Origin of the sequence: Mycobacterium sp. IS-1556 (assembly GCF_001499985.1) — a bacterium.
Taxonomy (GTDB): domain Bacteria; phylum Actinomycetota; class Actinomycetes; order Mycobacteriales; family Mycobacteriaceae; genus Mycobacterium.
The window spans coordinates 119,610-136,482 of sequence record NZ_LQIM01000038.1; the positions used below are offsets into that span (position 1 = coordinate 119,610).

Below are 16,873 nucleotides of genomic sequence, written 5' to 3' on the forward strand. Positions count from 1 at the left end.
ACCTTGTTGGCGTGTCGCGCCGGTTGAGTAGTCGAGAAGGATAGGCGTAAATGAGCGGGCCGAATCCCCCGGATGACGAAGGGGCGGATTTCCAGGCTAAGGAGCCGAGTCAGGAGCCGAGGCAGGAGCCGGATCAAACCGCCGGTGACCAGCCGGCTCCGGACACCAGCGAGACGGAGTTCTACTCGCGGGCGTACTCGGCGCCGGAGTCCGAGCAGTTCACTGCGGGCCCGTACGTGCCCGCCGACGCGTCGCTGTACGACTACGACAGCTACGAACCGGGCGACCCGGTCGACCAGCACACCCCGCCCCGGTGGCCGTGGGTCGTCGGCGTGGCGGCGATCGTCGCGGCCATCGCGCTGGTGGCGTCGGTCTCGGTACTGGTGACCCGAACCGACACCGACAATCTCGCCACACCGGAAACCTCGACCACCACCGTGGCACCGCCGGTGCAAGACGAGATCACCACCACCACACCGCCGGCGCCGGCAACCACACAGCCGCCGTCACCGCCGCCCACGACGACCCGCGCGGGCCCGCGCCAGGTCACCTACTCGGTGACGGGAACCAAAGCACCGGGAGACATCATCACCGTGACCTACATCGACGCGTCCGGGCGCAGCCGCACCCAGCGCAACGTCTACATCCCGTGGTCATTGACCGTGACACCCATCTCGCAGTCCGAAGTCGGGTCGGTGCAGGCGTCGAGCCTGTTCCTGGTCAGCCGGCTCAACTGTTCGATCACCACGAGCGACGGGACGGTGCTGTCGTCGAACACCAACAACTCCGCGCAGACCAGCTGCTGATGACCTACGACACCGACGCGTCGGGGCGTTCACGGTTGAGCCCGGCACTGGATCCCAGCGAACTGGACCGCACGGACCGCATCCTGCTCGGCTCCTGCGCGGCAATCTGGCTGGTCGCCCTCGGCACCGGCGTGGCCGCCACCGTGGCGCTGGTGGACCTGGGCCGGGGGCACGCCGAGTCCCCAGGAGACGCCGGCACGCCCTGGCTGCTCTACACCGTCATCGGCATCTCGGCGGTGGTGATCATCGGGGCCGTGCCGCTGCTGCTGCGAGCGCGCCGGGAAGCCCTGGCCGAACCGCCACAGGCAGCCCGTCCAGCGTCGCCGGCCACCGAGAAGCTGAAGCCGGCGGGGGCAAGGGCGGGGCTCGAGGCCCAGTCGGCCTACGCGGCGCCCAGACCGCTGCGCAGTCTCGAAGCCTCCGAGCCAGGCTCGGCAGCCGTCGATCTGGTGTGGCTGCGCTGCGCCGTGGTGATCGCGTGCGCAATCGGTGTCGCCATGGTGGCCATCGGCGTGGCCACCTACCTGATGGCGGTGGACAGCAACGTCGCGGCGTGGGTCTTCTACGTGCTGACCGCGCTTGTCACGCTGGCCATGCCCGTGGTGCCGTGGTTCTACCTCAAAGAACTACGCGCTCTGCCGGATCAGCAGAGCGCGTAAGTTCTTCAAAGCGGGCGCTTTTCGGACCCCAACGGCCACGTCAGTGGTGGCCGTTGGGCGAATCCCCATCACCCGTGCCGTGTCCGTTCGGCGAGTCCCTGCGCGCCTGGTGTTCGGCCAGTGCGGTGAGCGCCTTGCGTTCGCCCGCGTGCTGCGCGGCGGTGATCGCCTCGTGTTCCTCGAGCGGATCGGCGGACAGGAAGCCTCCGGTGCCCGGAGCGCCCGCGGAGCCCAGCTTGTTCATCCGCTTGGGTAATGCCGCGCCCTGGTACTCCAACGGAATCGGATGACCGTGCTCGTCGACCGGCCCCAGCGGCTGGTGCAGCTCGATGTAGGCACCGTGCGGCAGCCGCTTGATGATGCCGGTCTCGATGCCGTGCTCGAGCACCTCGCGGTCACTGCGCTGCAGGCCGACGGCCCACCGGTACGCGATGTAGTAGACGATCGCGGGCAGCACCACCATGCCGATTCGGCCGATCCACGTCGTCGCGTTCAGCGAGATGTGGAACTTCAGCGCGATGATGTCGTTCATCGCGGCGAGCGTGAGCAGCATGTACAGCGAGATGGCCGCCGCGCCCAGCGCGGTGCGCACCGGGGCGTCGCGCGGACGCTGTAGCAGGTTGTGGTGTGCGGTGTCGCCGGTGAGCTTCTTCTCCAGATACGGGTAGGCGATCAGCAGTACGAAGACCAGCCCCATGAACAGCGCCACCCAGGTGGAGGCGGGGACGGTGTAGTTGCCGATGTAGATCTCCCAAGGCGGGAAGATACGTGCCACACCTTCGGTCCACATCATGTAGAAGTCGGGCTGGCTGCCCGCCGACACCTGAGAAGGCTTGTAGGGCCCGAGATTCCACACCGGGTTGATCGTCAGCAGCCCGCCCATCAGGCCGAGGATGCCGACGGTCATCGCGAAGAAAGCGCCGGACTTCACCGCGAACACCGGCATGACGCGCACGCCGACGACGTTGGTCTCGGTGCGACCCGGCCCCGGGAACTGGGTGTGCTTCTGGAACCACACCAGGGCCAGGTGAAGCCCGATGAGCGCCAACATGATTCCCGGGATCAGCAGGATGTGCAGTGCGTACATCCTGGGAATCCAGAAACCGTCGGTCGAGCACTCGTAGCCCACGCCGCCGCAGGGGAAGTCGCCGCCGAACAGCGCCCAGTGCAGCCAGGTGCCGATCACCGGCATCCCCAGCGAGATCGATGACAGCGCGGCGCGCAAGCCGATGCCCGAGAGCAGGTCGTCGGGCAGCGAGTAACCGAAGTAGCCCTCGAACATCGCCAGGATGAGCAGCAGCGCGCCGATCACCCAGTTCGCCTCACGCGGCCTGCGGAAGGCGCCGGTGAAGAAGATGCGAGCCAGGTGAACCATGATCGCGGCCGCGAAAAGCAGTGCCGCCCAATGGTGTATCTGACGGACGAACAAGCCGCCGCGGACCTCGAAGCTGATGTCGAGCGTGGATTCATACGCCTTGGACATCTGCACACCGCGCAGCGGCTGGTAGACGCCGTCGTAGGTGACCTCCGCCATGGACGGGTCGAAGAACAGCGTCAGATACACGCCGGTGATCAGCAGGACGATGAAGCTGTACAACGCGATCTCGCCCAGCAGGAACGACCAGTGGGTGGGGAACACCTTGTTTAGCTGACGCCGCACCGCCGCCGACGGGTGGTAGCGGGAATCGATGGCTTCGCCTTGCGCGGCCGCGATTTCGGCGAGTGCGGGCGGTTTCGGCAATTTTGGACTCATGCTGATTTCCGTTCCCAGAAGGCCGGCCCGACGGGTTCGATGAAGTCGCCGTTGGCGACGAGATACCCGTCCTGGTCGATGGTGATGGGCAGCTGCGCGAGGGCACGCGCAGCCGGGCCGAATATGGGTTTCGCGAAGTGCAACGCATCGAACTGCGACTGGTGGCACGGGCACAGGATGCGATAGGACTGCTGCTCGTAAAGCGAAGCGGGGCAACCCAGGTGGGAGCAGACCTTGGTGTAGGCGAACAGGTCGCCGAAGTTGAAGCTCTCCTGGCCCTTGCGCTTGACCACCCGGGGCATGTCCTGGGCCTTGATCCTGATCAGCATGACCGGGTTGCGCACACCCATCGCGATCTCGGCGAGGTGGTGGTGCGACTCGACGGTGGTGCCGTCACCGTCGGACTCGCGCCACGGAAACACGGTCTCCATGCCGCCGGCGTCGAGGTCTTCGGGCCGCATTTTGACGAACGTGCCATTGCCGGTGGAGCGGGCCAGGTAGATCGTCTCGCCCTCGTAGCGGGGCGTCCACCCGGACGTCCACAGCACGGCCTTCTTGCCTTCGGCGGTCTGCACCACCGGTTTCCACGGGTTCTTGATCAGACCCCCCATGAACGCCACCAGGGTGCCCAGACCGAACGCGCCCAGGCCGATGCCCAGCGACAGGCCGACGAGCTTGCGGCGCTTGATCGTCGAGCTCTCCAGCGCGTCGCTCAGGTTGGCCACGACCGTCTTGCGTTGGATCTCGGGGGAGCTGCCGTCATGGCGCTCCTGGATCGAGATCTCCTGGGGGATGAACTTCTTCTGGTACAGCACTGCGCCGATGCCGATCGCGAGGATCGACAGCCCGAACGTCAACCCATAGAGGGGAGTGGCCAGGCTGAACAGGAACTCACCCTCGGAGCCGGACGGCTTGTACTCCCAGGGCCAGAACAGGAACACCAGCACCAGCGCCAGACCCGAGAACCCGCCCAGCAGAAGCCAGTACGACACCACGCGGGCGCTGCGCTTCTCGGCTTTGGTGCCGGCGACGGGCCACCGGTCCTCCTTGTAGACGATCTCGACGCCGTCGAGCTTGCCGCCGAGTTCGAGGAGCTCCTCACGCGACATGGCCGCCAGTTCGGCGTCGGTGGGTTGACCCGGCACGCCGGCGTGGCCGGGCGCGTCGGTGCCCTTGGGAGTGTTCGCGGTGCCGTGGTCCGGCTCTCCATCCATGCGCGATCCGCCTCCGGCTTCTCGCTCGCTCATGCTCGCGCTCCGATCCACAAGGCCGCCGCGATGACGGCCACCATGCCGATGATCCAGGCCGCCATGCCCTCCGGCGCCGGGCCGAACCCGCCGAGGCCATAGCCGCCGTAGCTCGGGGTCTCCGCGGACTCGCGGACGTAGGCGACGATGTCGCGCTTCTCGTCCGGCGACAGCTGCCGGTCGGAGAACTTCGGCATGTTCTGCGGGCCGGTCAGCATCGCCGTGTAGATCTGCGCGGGCTTGGCGTCGCCGAGGTCGGGGGCGTACTTGCCCGACGACAGGGCGCCGCCCTTGCCGGTGAAGTTGTGGCACGACGCGCAGTTCAGCCGGAACAGGTCGCCGCCGCGGGCGACGTCGTCACCGAGCAGCGACTCCTGGGCGACGCGTCCGTTGTCGTCACGCGGGACGACCGGACCACCGCCGTTGGCCTGCACGTAGGCGCCGAGCGCGTCCGTCTGCGCCTCGTCGAACACCGGCGGCTTGTCCGGTGCCTGAGCCTCACCACGCATCGCGGGCATGCGGCCGGTGGACACCTGGAAGTAGACCGCCGCCTCGCCGACACCGATGAGGCTCGGCCCGCGATCCTCGACGCCCTGCAGGTTCACGCCGTGGCAGGTGACGCAGGACGTGTCGAACAGCTGCTTGCCCGTGCGCAGCAGCGCCGACTGCGATTCATCGGCGACCGCAACCTGTGGCGTCGGCGTGAGGGTGGCCGCCAGGCCACCGGCGACACCCAGCCCGAGCAGCAGCAGCACAGCACCTGACAGGCGCCGGCGCAGCCGACGGCGCGACTTGTCGGTCATCGAACCCCTTCTCATCGGAGACATCGGCAAGCCGATCAACGGACGAAGTAAATGACGGCGAACAACGCGATCCACACGATGTCGACGAAGTGCCAGTAGTACGACACCACGATCGCAGCGGTGGCCTGAGCTGGGGTGAACTTGCTCATCCGGGTGCGGGCCAACAGCAGCACGAACGCGACCAGCCCGCCGATCACGTGCAATCCGTGGAAGCCGGTGGCCATGTAGAACACCGAACCGTAGGCGCTGCTGGAGATGGTGGTGCCGTGGTGGACCAGCTGGATGTACTCGTAACCCTGGCCGAGCACGAAGAACAGCCCCATCAAAAACGTGACGACGTACCAGCGGCGCAGTCCGAAGATGTCGCCGCGCTCGGCGGCGAACACGCCCATCTGGCAGGTGAACGACGAGGCGATCAGCACCAGGGTGACCGGAACGGCCTGTACCAGGTTCAACTCCGTCGGCGGCGGCGGCCACTCGCCGCCCGCCTGCGAACGTGCGGTGAAGTACATCGCAAACAGGCCAGCAAAGAACATCAGCTCGCTGGACAGCCACACGATCGTGCCAACGCTGACCATGTTCGGCCGGTTCAGCGAATGTACTCGCGACGTGATTGCGGTTCCCGAAGCCCCTACAGCGCTCGTCACATGAGCAAGTATGACGCTTTGTAGTTGTCGAACTCCACCCGGGTCCGGAGTTTCGTCAATAATCGCGTGGTGGCTTTCCCCGAAAACCCTGATTCGTTCACCTGGCCCCGGATTCTGGGCCGTCTCACCACCGGTCAGTCGCTGGCGACCGGCCAGGCGGCGTGGGCGATGGACCAGATCATGACAGGCGCGGCGACCCCCGCGCAGATCGCCGGCTTCGGGGTGTCGATGAAGATGAAGTGCCCCACGTCGGCCGAGGTGACCGAGTTGGCCGACGTCATGCTCAAGCATGCGCGGCGGGTGCCGACCGATGTCATCGGCAACGAAACCGTCGACGTGGTGGGCACCGGCGGCGACGGGTCCAACACGGTGAACCTGTCCACGATGGCGGCGATCGTCGTCGCCGCCGCGGGCGTTCCGGTGATCAAGCACGGCAACCGCGCCGCCTCCTCGCTGTCCGGCGGGGCGGACACGCTCGAGGCGCTCGGCGTGCGCATCGACTTGGCTCCCGACGACGTCGCGCGCAGTGTCGCCGAAGTCGGCATCGGCTTCGCGTTCGCTCCGCAATTCCATCCGTCGTACCGGCACGCCGGGGTGGTGCGCCGCGAGATCGGCGTGCCGACGGTCTTCAACCTGCTGGGCCCGCTGACCAATCCGGCTTCGCCGCGGGCCGGGCTGATCGGCTGCGCGTGGGGCGACCTGGCCGAGGTGATGGCCGGCGTGTTCGCGACCCGCGGGTCCAGCGTGCTGGTGGTGCACGGCGACGACGGCCTCGACGAGCTGACCACGACCACGACAAGCACGATCTGGCGAGTGCAGGCGGGCACGGTCGAGCGGTTGACGTTCGACCCAGCCGCGTTCGGCTTCAAGCGCGCGGAGTTGTCGGAATTGGTCGGCGGCGATGCGGAATCGAACGCCGCGTCGGTGCGCGCGGTGCTGGGCGGTGCGCCCGGTGCGGTGCGCGACGCGGTGATCCTCAACGCGGCCGGGGCACTGGTGGCGCATGCCGGACTAGCCAGCGACGCCAAATGGGTGCCGGCCTGGGAGACGGGGCTGGCCAAGGCGGCCGAGGCCATCGACTCCGGGGCGGCCGAACAGCTCCTCGCGCGTTGGGTGCGGTTCACCCAAAAGGCTTGAGAGGTCCGTCCTTTCGTACTGCTCGGCGGCCAGCCGCGCCGAGCGCGCCGACGCGGCCCAGGACGCCCACCGGCCGGCTGCGTGCACCGGCGAGCAGTACCCGCTCGTGGCGCGCACGATGCGCACCCCCGGTTGCTGCAGCCACCGTGCAATCAGCGCCGTCTCCTCGACCAGCGCGCCGCCCAGCGGCGCGCTCGTCGGCAGAACAGCTTGTGCGCCAACACAAATCGCGTCGATGACAGGCATCGGTGGCACGCCGCGCGCCGCGTTGCCCGCCGCGGCCAGCTGGCCGTTGCGGATCACCGCGAGCTGCCATCCACCCGCACCGTCGGGCCGTGCGGCGACCAACTCCGGAACGGCCGCCAGCGCGCGCAGCCGCTGACCGCGCCACAGCACGTCGATCGCGGTGGCCGTGTGATCTCGAAGGCGCGCGGCCGTTTCGTATCGGCCGCGGTCGGCGAGATCGGTGATGTGGGCTAGCACCGCGGCCACCGCACGGTCGTCGCGACCCTCGATCAGGTCGGTCGCGCACACGACCGCCTCGGCGTAGTCGGCGGCGCCGATGTCGCGCGGCGCGGGGCACGGAGACACTTCACGTTCCGGGCAGGCCGGGCCGTGCATCGCGGTTCGGGCGAGCTTTCTGGTGCACGTTCGCACGCCGGTGAAGCGCGCCAGCAGCGCCGCGGTGTCGACGGCGTCGGAGCGCGCCCGGAACGGCCCGATGGCCATGTCGTGCTTCGGTGCTCGCACCGCTGAAAAGCGGGGGAACGCTTCGTCGGTCAGCACCAACCACCACCACCGGTGTGGGAACTTCGACCGGCGGTTGTAGGGCGGCGCATGGGCGGCCAGCAGCCGTAGTTCGCGCACGCCGGCCTCGAGGTCGTGCGCGCACTCGACATGGTCGACCGCGGTGGCCAGGGAGGCCATCTCCTTGATGCGGGTGCGCGAATCGGAGCCGTTGAAGTACTGCCCGACGCGCCGGCGGAGGTTCACGGCGGTGCCGACGTAGAGCACTGCGCTGCTACGCGGGGCCGCCCCGGAGGCCGGGCCGCGAAACAGGTAGACACCCGGCCGGTTCGGCAGCGCTGCGGCGAGGTGACGGTTGCGCCGCTGCGCCGGGGTGACGTCGGGCAGGTACGACCGCAACTCGGTGTAGGTGTGCACACCCTGATTGCCCACCCGCTCGATGAGGCCGTGCAGGACGTCGACGGTGGCGCGGGCGTCGTCGAGGGCGCGGTGCGTCGGGGTGGTGGTGGCGGCGAACAGCCGGGCCAGCGCGGAGAGCCGCACGCTGGGCGCCTCGTCGCGGGTGAGCACCCGGCGGGCCAGTTTCACCGTGCACAGCACCGGCGGTCGAGGCCAGGTGATCTGGCAGCGTTCCGCGGCCGCGCGCAGGAACCCGATGTCGAAGCCGGCGTTGTGTGCGACCAGCACCGCGCCGCGGGAGAACTCCAGGAACGCCGGGAGCACCGACTCGATCCTCGGCGCGTCGCACACCATCGCCGTGGTGATCCCCGTCAGGGCAACAATTTGGGGTGGGATGCTGCGGGCCGGATCCACCAGCGTGGCCAGCTCGCCGAGCACCGTGCCGCCGCGCACCTTGACCGCGCCGATCTCGGTGATCGCGTCGTGGTTGTCGCCGGTGGCCCGCCCTCCGGTGGTCTCCAGGTCGACGACGACGAACGTGGTGTCGCGCAGTGAGACATCAGCCTGCCCGTCAACGTCGGCGAAGCTGAGCTGGCTCATGCGCTGACGGTAGGAAACGACACCGACAGGACCGGGTTGCCACGCTTGACCGCGATGAGATGTCGGTGCCCGCCGATAGCGTGCGGGCAGCACCGACCGAGAGGAGCCATTCGTGGGCACGGTGAAAATCGACTGCGACGACTGTGCGGTCCGCGGACCAGGCTGTCAGGACTGCGTCGTGAGTGTCTTGCTGGGCGTACCCGACACCTTGTTCGACGACGAGCGCCGAGCGCTGGAGGTGCTTGCCGACGTGGGTTTGGCGCCGCGGCTGCGGCTGGTCCCGATTCACCGGGACGGAAGTTCCGGTGTCGCCTGACGACACGCGGTGGGACCGGCGCGGAATCGAAATGCAGGGCGACTGTTAAATTTGCGTCTTCTGTTGGACAACCCCGATGCCGTTTCGTAACCTGTCTGAGACCTAATAGCGTTTTCGACGCGGCTTCGTCACGGAAGTTGAAGGGCGCAAATCTTGAGGCTCGACCGTACGCGCTTGACCACACGCGGGTTTCGACGTCCCTTCGTCAGCGCGATAGTCGGTATCACCGTCCTCGCAGGCATCTTCACCGGCAGTGTGCAGGCTGATCCCGCCGACGATGCGCTGGCGAAGCTCAACGAGCTCTCGCGGCAGGCCGAGCAGACCACCGAGGCGATGCATTCGGCGCAGCTCGATCTCAACAACAAGCTGGCCATCCAGCAGAGCGCGGAGGCCAAGCATGCCGCCGACGTCGCGGCCGCAAACAAGGCGAGAGACCAGCTGGCAACCTTCCAGGCGGCCGTCGACAAAGTTGCTGCGGCGCAGTACATGGGGGGTAGGACCGACGGACTGGACGCGATACTGACCGCCGGCTCGCCGCAGGGTCTCATCGACCAGTTGTCGGTGCAACGCGTGATGGCCGCCGAGATGTCGGCACAGATGAAGAGCTACCGCGACATCGGCAGAAAGGCGGCCCTGGCCGAGGAGGCGTCCGCGAAATCGGCCGCCGAGGCGAAGACGGCAGCCGAACAGGCCGCGGCCGTGCGTGCGGAGCTGCAATCGAAGCAGAGCCGCCTGCAGGTCCAGATCGCCGTGGTCAAGTCGCAGTACGAGGCCCTGACGCCGCGTCAGCGCGAGGCGCTGGCCGCAATGCCGCCCGCGCCTCCGGTGCCCCCGCCCGGACCCCCGCCGCCGGGTTCCGATCCCGCGGTCATCGCCGCGGCGCCGGCTCCCGGGGCCATCCCGCCTGGCGACATGGCCCCGCCGGTGGGCGGGCACTCCGCGACCGTGATCCAGGCCGCGCTGAGCCGCATCGGCTCGCCGTACTCGTGGGGTGGGTCCGGTCCGAACGCATTCGACTGCTCCGGGCTCGTGATGTGGTCGTTCCAGCAGGCCGGCATCTCGCTGCCGCACTCCAGCCAGGCGCTGGCCAGCGGCGGGCAGGCGGTGTCGAGGGACCAGATGCAGCCCGGTGACCTGGTGACCTACTACTCCGATGCGTCGCATGTCGGCATCTACATTGGTGACGGAATGATGGTGCACGCCTCGACCTACGGCACGCCGGTGCGAGTCGCTCCGGTGGACAATGCGCCGATCTACAACGTCCGCCGCTACTGACCGCCGGAGGGCCGCGCATCCCAGGAGCAGGTCCAGACTCGCCGCGCTCCTCGTCGCCGAGCTCATCTGTGCGCTGCTCCTGATCGGCCGCGCCGATGTCGCACCCACGCCGACAGTGGCCACCCCGGCTGCCTCCGCCGCCCCGGTTGCGTCCGCTTCGGGGACCACGCCGACCGCCGTATCGCGTGTCCAGACGCTCAGCGACGGCCGTACGGTCCGGTTGATCGGCCTCGGCGGGGCGCGCGCTGAGAAGCTGCTGACGCGCATCGCCGCCGAGATGCGCGGCGCGGCGGATGCGGTCACCGCGTTCTGGGGCCCGGAGTGGCCACACGAGGTGGTGATCGTCGCCGCGGGCACCGATGCTCAGTTCGCGGCGGTCGGCGGCGGTGATGTACACACCGCGGCGACCGCGACGGCCGAGCGGATCATGTTCGCCCCCGGCGCCGCCGACATGAGCGACGCCGCGCTGCGAATCGTGCTGCGCCACGAACTGTTTCACTACGCGGCCCGCGCCAGGACCGCGTCCGACGCGCCGCGCTGGCTCACCGAAGGGGTGGCCGACTACGTCGCCCGGCCGGCGGCGCCGCGGCCCGACGCGTCGGCGGTGAGGCTGCCCACTGACGCCGAGCTGGCCGGGCCCGACCGCTCGCTGGCCTACGACCGGGCCTGGTGGTTCACCCGGTTCGTCGCCGATCGGTACGGTCCGGGTCCGTTGCGCGAGCTGTATGAGCAGGCGTGCGGGCCTGCCCACCCCGATGTCGCGACGGCGGTGCGGGACACCCTCGGCGTCGACCAGTCATCGCTGCTGGCGCAGTGGCGGCAGTGGGCGAGCTGACGTGAGCCGGATCCTCTTGGTCACCAACGACTTTCCGCCGCGCCGCGGCGGCATCCAGTCCTATCTGCAGGAGCTGGTCGACCACCTGGTCGCGGCGGGTCAGCACAAGCTGACGGTGTACGCGCCGAAGTGGAAGGACTCCGACGCGTTCGATGCCGAGGCCGCGGCCGCCGGCTACGACGTGGTGCGCCATCCGGGCACCCTGATGCTTCCCGAGCCGGGGGTGATCAGCCGCATGCGGCGGCTGGTCGAGGAGCACGCCGCCGAGACGGTGTGGTTCGGTGCGGCGGCTCCGCTGGCGCTGATGGCGCCGCTGGCCCGCGACGCAGGCGCGCGTCGGGTGATCGCGAGCACCCACGGCCACGAGGTCGGCTGGTCGATGCTTCCGCTCGCCCGAACGGCATTGCGCCGCATCGGATCCGGCACCTATGCGATCACCTACGTCAGCCAGTACACCCGGCGCCGATTCGCGTCGGCGTTCGGGCCGCGGGCCGCGCTCGAGCACCTGCCGCCCGGAGTCGACACCGACCGGTTCGCCCCCGACGAGGTGGCGCGCGCCGAACTGCGCGCCCGCTACCGGCTCGGAAACCGGCCGGTCGTCGTCTGCCTGTCGCGGTTGGTGCCCCGCAAGGGCCAGGACATGTTGATCCGGGCGATGCCCGCGATCCGGCAACGCGTGCACGGCGCTGCGTTGGTGATCGTCGGCGGTGGGCCGTACCGCTCGTCCCTGCACAGGCTGGCGCACAGTTTCGGGGTCGCCGAACACGTGGTCTTCACCGACGCCGTCCCCGGCGAAGAGTTGCCCGCCCACCACGCAATGGCCGACGTGTTCGCAATGCCGTGCCGCACCCGCGGCGCCGGACTGGACGTCGAGGGGCTCGGCATCGTCTATCTCGAGGCGTCCGCCTCGGGCGTGCCGGTCGTGGCGGGCCGCTCGGGGGGCGCGCCGGAGACGGTGCTCGACGGGGAAACGGGCGTGGTGGTCGACGGCTGGGACGTGGGGGCGATCGCGGCGGCGGTCAGCGATCTGCTGGCCGATCCCCAGCGGGCAGCGCAAATGGGAGCGGCGGGCAGGCGCTGGGTGGTCGACAACTGGCAGTGGCACACCCAGGCGCAGCGGTTGTCGAGCCTGCTCTACCCCTCGTAGAGCGCCTCGATGTCGGTGGCGAACTTCTGCGCCACCACTTTGCGCTTGACCTTCATCGTCGGGGTCAACTCACCGGTGTCCTCGGTGAAGTCCACGGGCAGGATGCGGAACTTGCGGATCGCCTCGGCTTTCGACACCGCCTGGTTTGCCTCCTTGACCGCCAGGTCGATCTCGGCGAGCAGGTCGGGGTCGGTCGCCAGGTCGCCGACCGATGCGTCCGCGCTCTTGCTGTTGCGTTCCTTCCATCCCTCGATCGCCTCGGGGTCGATCGTGATCAACGCGCCGATGAACGGCTTCGCGTCGCCGACCGCCATCGCCTGGCTGATCAGCGGGTGCGCGCGCAACCGGTCCTCCAGGATCGCCGGTGCGACGTTCTTACCGCCCGCGGTGACGATGATCTCCTTCTTGCGGCCAATGATGGTCAAGAAGCCGTCGTCGTCGATCGCGCCGAGGTCGCCGGTGTGGAACCAGCCGTCGGAGAATACGGCCTCGGTCTCTTCGTCGTTGTGCCAGTACCCGGTGAACACCACGCCGCCCTTGACCAACAGCTCGTCGTCGTCGTTGATGCGCATACTGTTGCCGGGCAACAGCTTTCCGACCGATCCGACCTTGACGTCGTCGATCCGGTTCACCGTGATCGCCGCGCTGGTCTCGGTGAGGCCGTAGCCCTCGTAGATGGCCAGCCCGACACCGCGGTAGAAGTGGCCCAGCCGGGCGCCCAGCGGAGCGCCACCGGAGATAGCGCCGCGGCAGTCTCCGCCGAGCGCGGCGCGCAGCTTGCCGTAGACGAGGCGGTCGAACAGCGCGTGCTTGGCCCGCAGCAGCAGCCCGGGTCCCTTGCCTTTCCGCTCCTCGCGTCCGCGAGCCCTGTCCTGCGCCTTGCTGTATTCGATCGCGGTGTTGGCGGCGATCTCGAAGATTCGGCCCTTGCCGTCGTTGCGGGCGTTCTGCTCGGCGGTGTTGTACACCTTCTCGAACACCCGGGGCACCGAGACCACCAGTGTCGGCTTGAATACCGCGAACGTGGGCACGAGGTTCTTGATGTCGCTGGTGAAGCCGAGCGTGACCTTGTACGTGAACGCCGCGAGCGTGATCGCCCGGGCCAATACGTGCGCGAGCGGCAGGAAGACCAGCATCTTCTCGCCCTTGTCCAGCAGCGTCGGGAAGCAGTCCTTGGCGCCACGGATCTCGTAGACGAGGTTGGAATGGGTCAGCTGACAGCCCTTGGGCTGGCCGGTGGTGCCGGAGGTGTAGATCAGCGTCGCGGGATCGGCGGCCTTCAGCGCGGCCAGCCGTTCGTCGAGTGCCTTGGCGTCGACCGACTTTCCCGCCTCGGCGAGCTCGTCGAGCGCCGGCGTGCCCGAGCCCTCGATGCGCAGTACCTCCCGCAGCGCAGGCAGTTCCTTCTCGAGGTGCTCGATCCTGTCGGCGTGCGCGTCGGTCTCGGCGATGATCAACACCGCTTCGGAGTCCGAGAGCACGAACTTCACCTGTTCGGGCGAATTGGTCTCGTAGATCGGCACGGTGAGCGCACCCGCGGCCAGGATCGCAAGGTCCAGGATGGGCCACTCGTAGCGGGTCGCGGACAGTAGCGCGACGCGGTCGCCCGGGGCCACGCCCTTGGCGATCAAACCGAGTGCGGTGGCCCGGATCTGATCGGCGGCCTGCTTGCAGGTGATGTCGATCCATGTGCCGTCGACGAGACGCTGGAAGATGACATGGTCGGGATCGTCGCGCTCGTGGTCGAACACGGAGCTGACGACGTTGTCGTGCTCGCCCACCGTGAAGGTCGCGGGCACACTGAACTCACGCACTGTCTTGGCCTCCCGATCCGGCTGGTCTGCTGGACTCAGCCTAGTCGGCCGCGATCGGCCGGGTCAGGGCCATATGTGAAGCTGGTAGGCCATGTACAGCATCCAGATCGCGGACGACACCTTCGTCGCGGCCGACCCCGTCGAGGTCGGCCGGTACGTCGCGGATCCCGCGAGCTGGCGTCGCTGGTGGCCCGACCTGCGGTTGACAGTGGTGGAGGACCGCGGCGAGAAGGGCCACCGCTGGACCGTCACCGGCGCGTTGACCGGGACGATGGAGATCTGGCTGGAACCGGTGCTCGACGGCGTCGTCCTGCACTACTTCCTGCACGCCGAGCCGTCTGGGGTGGCGGCGTGGCAGTTGGCCAAGATGAATCTGGCCAAGATGAACCACCGGCGGCGGGTCGCGGGTAAGAACATGGCGTTCGAGGTCAAGCAACGGCTGGAGGCCACACGCCCGGTGGGTGTCTCGCCGTTGGCGTGATGCAGCGTGGCACCGTCGCCGGCAGGGGAGGGTAGATTTTCACCGTGGCGGACAAGACGGCGCAGACCATTCACATCGATGCCGACCCTTCGACGGTCATGGACGTCATCGCAGACATCGGGTCTTATCCGGACTGGGTGGCCGAGTACAAGGAGACAGAGGTCCTCGAGGCCGACGCCGAGGGTTACCCGAAGACCGCCCGGTTGGTGCTGGACGCCGCGGTACTCAAGGACACGATGGTGCTGGCGTACGACTGGCCAGCGGACCGCAAGTCCGTGAAGTGGAGCCTGGTGTCCAGCTCACTGCTGAGGTCCCTGGAAGGAACATACCGACTGTCTCCCAAGGGATCTGGAACCGACGTCACCTATGAACTGTCGGTGGATCTGGTCATTCCGATGATCGGGCTGTTGAAGCGTAAAGCCGAACGGCGCCTCACCGACACCGCGCTCAAGGACCTCAAGAAACGAGTCGAGGCTGAGTGAGCGCCAATGCCGCCGACATGCCTGCCGCCAGAATCAGCCTGTTCGTCGGTAAGGGCGGAGTAGGCAAGTCGACGTTGGCGACCGCCACCGCCGTGCGCGACGCACGGGCGGGCCTGCGGGTACTGATCGTCTCGACCGACCAGGCGCATTCCATCGGCGACGTGCTCGGCACGACGGTGACGCCGACCGGATCGGGCGAGCCGACCCGGGTGTTCGCCGACCTGGAAACCGGGGGAGCCGTCCCCGGTGGCGGATTCCTCGACGCGCTCGCGCTGGACACGCTGGCGCTGCTCGAGTCGCGGTGGCGCGAGATCGCCGGTTTACTGTCCGGCAGATTCTCCGAGTCGGAGTTGGGAAACGTTGCCCCGGAAGAGCTTTCGGCACTGCCGGGGGTGCAGGAGGTGCTCGGGCTACACGAGGTCGGTGAGCTGGCGGACTCGGGACGGTGGGACCGCGTCGTGGTGGACTGTGCATCGACCGCCGACGCGCTGCGCATGCTCACCCTGCCCGCGACGTTCGGCATGTATCTGGAGCGGGCGTGGCCGCGGCACCGGCGGCTGTCCACCGGAGCCGACGACCCGCACACCGCTGCCGTCGTCGCCTTGTTCGAGCGGGTGGGCGCCGGCACCGAGCGGCTGAGCACGTTGCTGACCGACGAGTCCAAGGTCGGTGCGCATCTGGTGATGACGGCCGAGCGGGTGGTGGCGGCGGAGGCGGCGCGGACGCTGGGGTCGCTGTCGCTGATGGGTGTTCAGGTTGCGGAGTTGATCGTCAATCAGATCCTCGTGCAAGACGATTCGTATGAGTACCGCAACCTGCCCGACCACCCCGCGTTCGACTGGTACACCGAGCGGATCTCGGAGCAGCGGACCGTCCTCGAGGAGCTCGACGCCACGATCGGCGACGTTCGGCTGGTGCTGGTGCCCCATATGGCCGGCGAACCCATCGGCGCCAAGGCGCTCGGCGAGCTGCTGGACAGCGCGCGTCGTCGCGACGGGTCGGCGCCGCCGGGGCCGCTGCGTCCGATCGTCGACCGCGAGTCCGGCTCTGGCCTCGAAGCGGTGTACCGATTGCGGCTAGAGTTACCGCAGGTCGACTCTTCGGCGCTTTCGCTTGGCAGGGTCGACGACGACTTGATCATCGGCGCCGGCGGCTTGCGGCGCCGGGTCCGTCTAGCGTCCGTTCTGCGTAGGTGCATCGTGGTGGACGCGCAATTGCGAGGGTGTGAGTTGACCGTGCGGTTCCGTCCGAATCCGGAGGTGTGGCCGAAGTGACTGGCCCACACGCCGATCTCGGGCCGGAGCTGCGCCAGCTCGCGCAGACGATCCTGGACAAGCTCGACCCTGCGGTGCGGCTCGCCGCCGCGCGGGCGATGGGCAGCGGCGCGGGCAAGTGCCAGCAGGTGTGGTGCCCCGTCTGTGCGCTTGCGGCCCTGGTGGCGGGCGAACAGCATCCGCTGCTCACGGTCATCGCGGAGCACAGCGTCGCGTTGCTGGCCGTGGTCCGGGCGGTTCTCGATCAGGCCGAGCGGCAGACGGGGTCGGGCGAACCGCCGGACGGCCCGCCGGCACCACCGACCGACCCCGGCCCGGACGGGCCCGAGCCGCCGCCCGCACCGGGCCGCTATCAACACATCCCCGTCACAGTCGAGGAGTAAGTGTTGCTCCTGTGGTCGCATCCACAGTGCGTGGGTAAAGTTGTCGCAGAACACCGGCCGGTGTTCGC

General features: G+C 68.5%; 16 protein-coding genes and 1 pseudogene. 11 read left to right on the forward strand and 6 right to left on the reverse strand.

Features of this window, described 5'->3' with window-relative positions; all coding sequences use genetic code 11:
• Positions 1-50: 50 nt before the first annotated feature.
• The gene (locus AU187_RS18875; protein ID WP_059167168.1) at positions 51-806 is read left to right on the forward strand and encodes an MmpS family transport accessory protein; all 756 of its coding nucleotides are present in this window, start codon (positions 51-53) and stop codon (positions 804-806) included.
• A complete protein-coding gene (locus AU187_RS18880) occupies positions 806-1,465 on the forward strand; it encodes a DUF2561 family protein (protein ID WP_059098903.1) in 660 nt (219 codons plus the stop codon). Before AU187_RS18875 ends, AU187_RS18880 begins: the two co-directional genes overlap by 1 nt.
• Before the next feature lie 40 nt (positions 1,466-1,505).
• Here AU187_RS18880 and qcrB read toward each other — a convergent pair whose 3' ends face one another.
• Genes qcrB through ctaE form a run of 4 tightly spaced genes read right to left on the reverse strand, consistent with a single transcriptional unit; the run spans position 1,506 to position 5,915 of the window.
• A complete protein-coding gene (gene qcrB / locus AU187_RS18885; RefSeq protein WP_059098904.1) occupies positions 1,506-3,218 on the reverse strand; it encodes a cytochrome bc1 complex cytochrome b subunit in 1,713 nt (570 codons plus the stop codon).
• Positions 3,215-4,432: a cytochrome bc1 complex Rieske iron-sulfur subunit gene (qcrA, locus tag AU187_RS18890; protein ID WP_059098950.1), complete on the reverse strand. Its 1,218-nt coding sequence runs from the start codon at positions 4,430-4,432 to the stop codon at positions 3,215-3,217. The genes qcrB and qcrA overlap by 4 nt, the downstream gene beginning before the upstream one ends.
• Positions 4,433-4,461: 29 nt before the next feature.
• Positions 4,462-5,292: a cytochrome bc1 complex diheme cytochrome c subunit gene (gene qcrC / locus AU187_RS18895; protein ID WP_172800305.1), complete on the reverse strand. Its 831-nt coding sequence runs from the start codon at positions 5,290-5,292 to the stop codon at positions 4,462-4,464.
• An 11-nt stretch (positions 5,293-5,303) separates the two neighbouring features.
• On the reverse strand, positions 5,304-5,915 hold the full coding sequence (gene ctaE, locus AU187_RS18900) for an aa3-type cytochrome oxidase subunit III (RefSeq protein ID WP_059098906.1): 612 nt from the start codon (positions 5,913-5,915) through the stop codon (positions 5,304-5,306).
• Positions 5,916-5,984: 69 nt separating this feature from the next.
• On the opposite strand from ctaE, the gene trpD reads away from it, so the two are divergent.
• A complete protein-coding gene (gene trpD / locus AU187_RS25220; RefSeq protein WP_231740276.1) occupies positions 5,985-7,052 on the forward strand; it encodes an anthranilate phosphoribosyltransferase in 1,068 nt (355 codons plus the stop codon).
• Here the strand turns inward: trpD and AU187_RS18915 are convergent.
• Positions 6,990-8,798: pseudogene (locus AU187_RS18915) on the reverse strand (DEDD exonuclease domain-containing protein); the annotation flags it as partial. The gene trpD and the pseudogene AU187_RS18915 sit on opposite strands and share 63 nt — an antisense overlap.
• A gap of 112 nt (positions 8,799-8,910) precedes the next feature.
• Here AU187_RS18915 and AU187_RS18920 point away from each other — a divergent pair.
• The 4 genes from AU187_RS18920 (at position 8,911) to AU187_RS18935 (ending at position 12,371) form a co-directional block, all read left to right on the forward strand.
• Complete coding sequence (locus tag AU187_RS18920) at positions 8,911-9,114, forward strand: hypothetical protein (RefSeq protein ID WP_059098908.1); 204 nt, start codon at positions 8,911-8,913, stop codon at positions 9,112-9,114.
• Positions 9,115-9,267: 153 nt separating this feature from the next.
• On the forward strand, positions 9,268-10,389 hold the full coding sequence (ripC, locus tag AU187_RS18925; protein ID WP_059098909.1) for a peptidoglycan hydrolase RipC: 1,122 nt from the start codon (positions 9,268-9,270) through the stop codon (positions 10,387-10,389).
• Positions 10,358-11,224 (forward strand): peptidase, encoded by an 867-nt coding sequence (locus tag AU187_RS18930; protein WP_059098910.1) that lies wholly within the window; start codon positions 10,358-10,360, stop codon positions 11,222-11,224. The genes ripC and AU187_RS18930 overlap by 32 nt, the downstream gene beginning before the upstream one ends.
• Before the next feature lies 1 nt (position 11,225).
• Positions 11,226-12,371, forward strand: coding sequence for a glycosyltransferase family 4 protein (locus AU187_RS18935; RefSeq protein ID WP_059098911.1), 1,146 nt, complete (start codon positions 11,226-11,228; stop codon positions 12,369-12,371).
• Here the strand turns inward: AU187_RS18935 and AU187_RS18940 are convergent.
• A complete protein-coding gene (locus tag AU187_RS18940; RefSeq protein WP_059098912.1) occupies positions 12,359-14,185 on the reverse strand; it encodes an AMP-dependent synthetase/ligase in 1,827 nt (608 codons plus the stop codon). The genes AU187_RS18935 and AU187_RS18940 overlap by 13 nt on opposite strands.
• Before the next feature lie 91 nt (positions 14,186-14,276).
• On the opposite strand from AU187_RS18940, the gene AU187_RS18945 reads away from it, so the two are divergent.
• From AU187_RS18945 to AU187_RS18960, 4 genes are read left to right on the forward strand one after another with little or no spacing between them, the layout of a single operon-like run.
• The gene (locus AU187_RS18945; protein ID WP_059098913.1) at positions 14,277-14,666 is read left to right on the forward strand and encodes a polyketide cyclase / dehydrase and lipid transport; all 390 of its coding nucleotides are present in this window, start codon (positions 14,277-14,279) and stop codon (positions 14,664-14,666) included.
• Positions 14,667-14,710: 44 nt separating this feature from the next.
• Entirely contained in the window at positions 14,711-15,148 is a 438-nt protein-coding gene (locus AU187_RS18950; protein ID WP_059098914.1) for an SRPBCC family protein, read from the forward strand.
• Positions 15,149-15,165: 17 nt separating this feature from the next.
• The gene (locus AU187_RS18955; protein WP_059098952.1) at positions 15,166-16,422 is read left to right on the forward strand and encodes an ArsA family ATPase; all 1,257 of its coding nucleotides are present in this window, start codon (positions 15,166-15,168) and stop codon (positions 16,420-16,422) included.
• The gene (locus tag AU187_RS18960; RefSeq protein WP_059098953.1) at positions 16,419-16,805 is read left to right on the forward strand and encodes a hypothetical protein; all 387 of its coding nucleotides are present in this window, start codon (positions 16,419-16,421) and stop codon (positions 16,803-16,805) included. The genes AU187_RS18955 and AU187_RS18960 overlap by 4 nt, the downstream gene beginning before the upstream one ends.
• Positions 16,806-16,873: the final 68 nt, after the last annotated feature.

Coding starts and splice junctions, on each gene's coding strand:
- qcrC (WP_172800305.1), bottom strand. CDS start 5,292: ATGTCTCCGATGAGAAGGGGTTCGATGACCGACAAGTCGCGCCGTCGG.
- AU187_RS18880 (WP_059098903.1), top strand. CDS start 806: ATGACCTACGACACCGACGCGTCGGGGCGTTCACGGTTGAGCCCGGCA.
- qcrB (WP_059098904.1), bottom strand. CDS start 3,218: ATGAGTCCAAAATTGCCGAAACCGCCCGCACTCGCCGAAATCGCGGCC.
- qcrA (WP_059098950.1), bottom strand. CDS start 4,432: ATGGATGGAGAGCCGGACCACGGCACCGCGAACACTCCCAAGGGCACC.
- AU187_RS18945 (WP_059098913.1), top strand. CDS start 14,277: ATGTACAGCATCCAGATCGCGGACGACACCTTCGTCGCGGCCGACCCC.
- AU187_RS18875 (WP_059167168.1), top strand. CDS start 51: ATGAGCGGGCCGAATCCCCCGGATGACGAAGGGGCGGATTTCCAGGCT.
- AU187_RS18955 (WP_059098952.1), top strand. CDS start 15,166: ATGCCTGCCGCCAGAATCAGCCTGTTCGTCGGTAAGGGCGGAGTAGGC.
- AU187_RS18930 (WP_059098910.1), top strand. CDS start 10,358: ATGCGCCGATCTACAACGTCCGCCGCTACTGACCGCCGGAGGGCCGCG.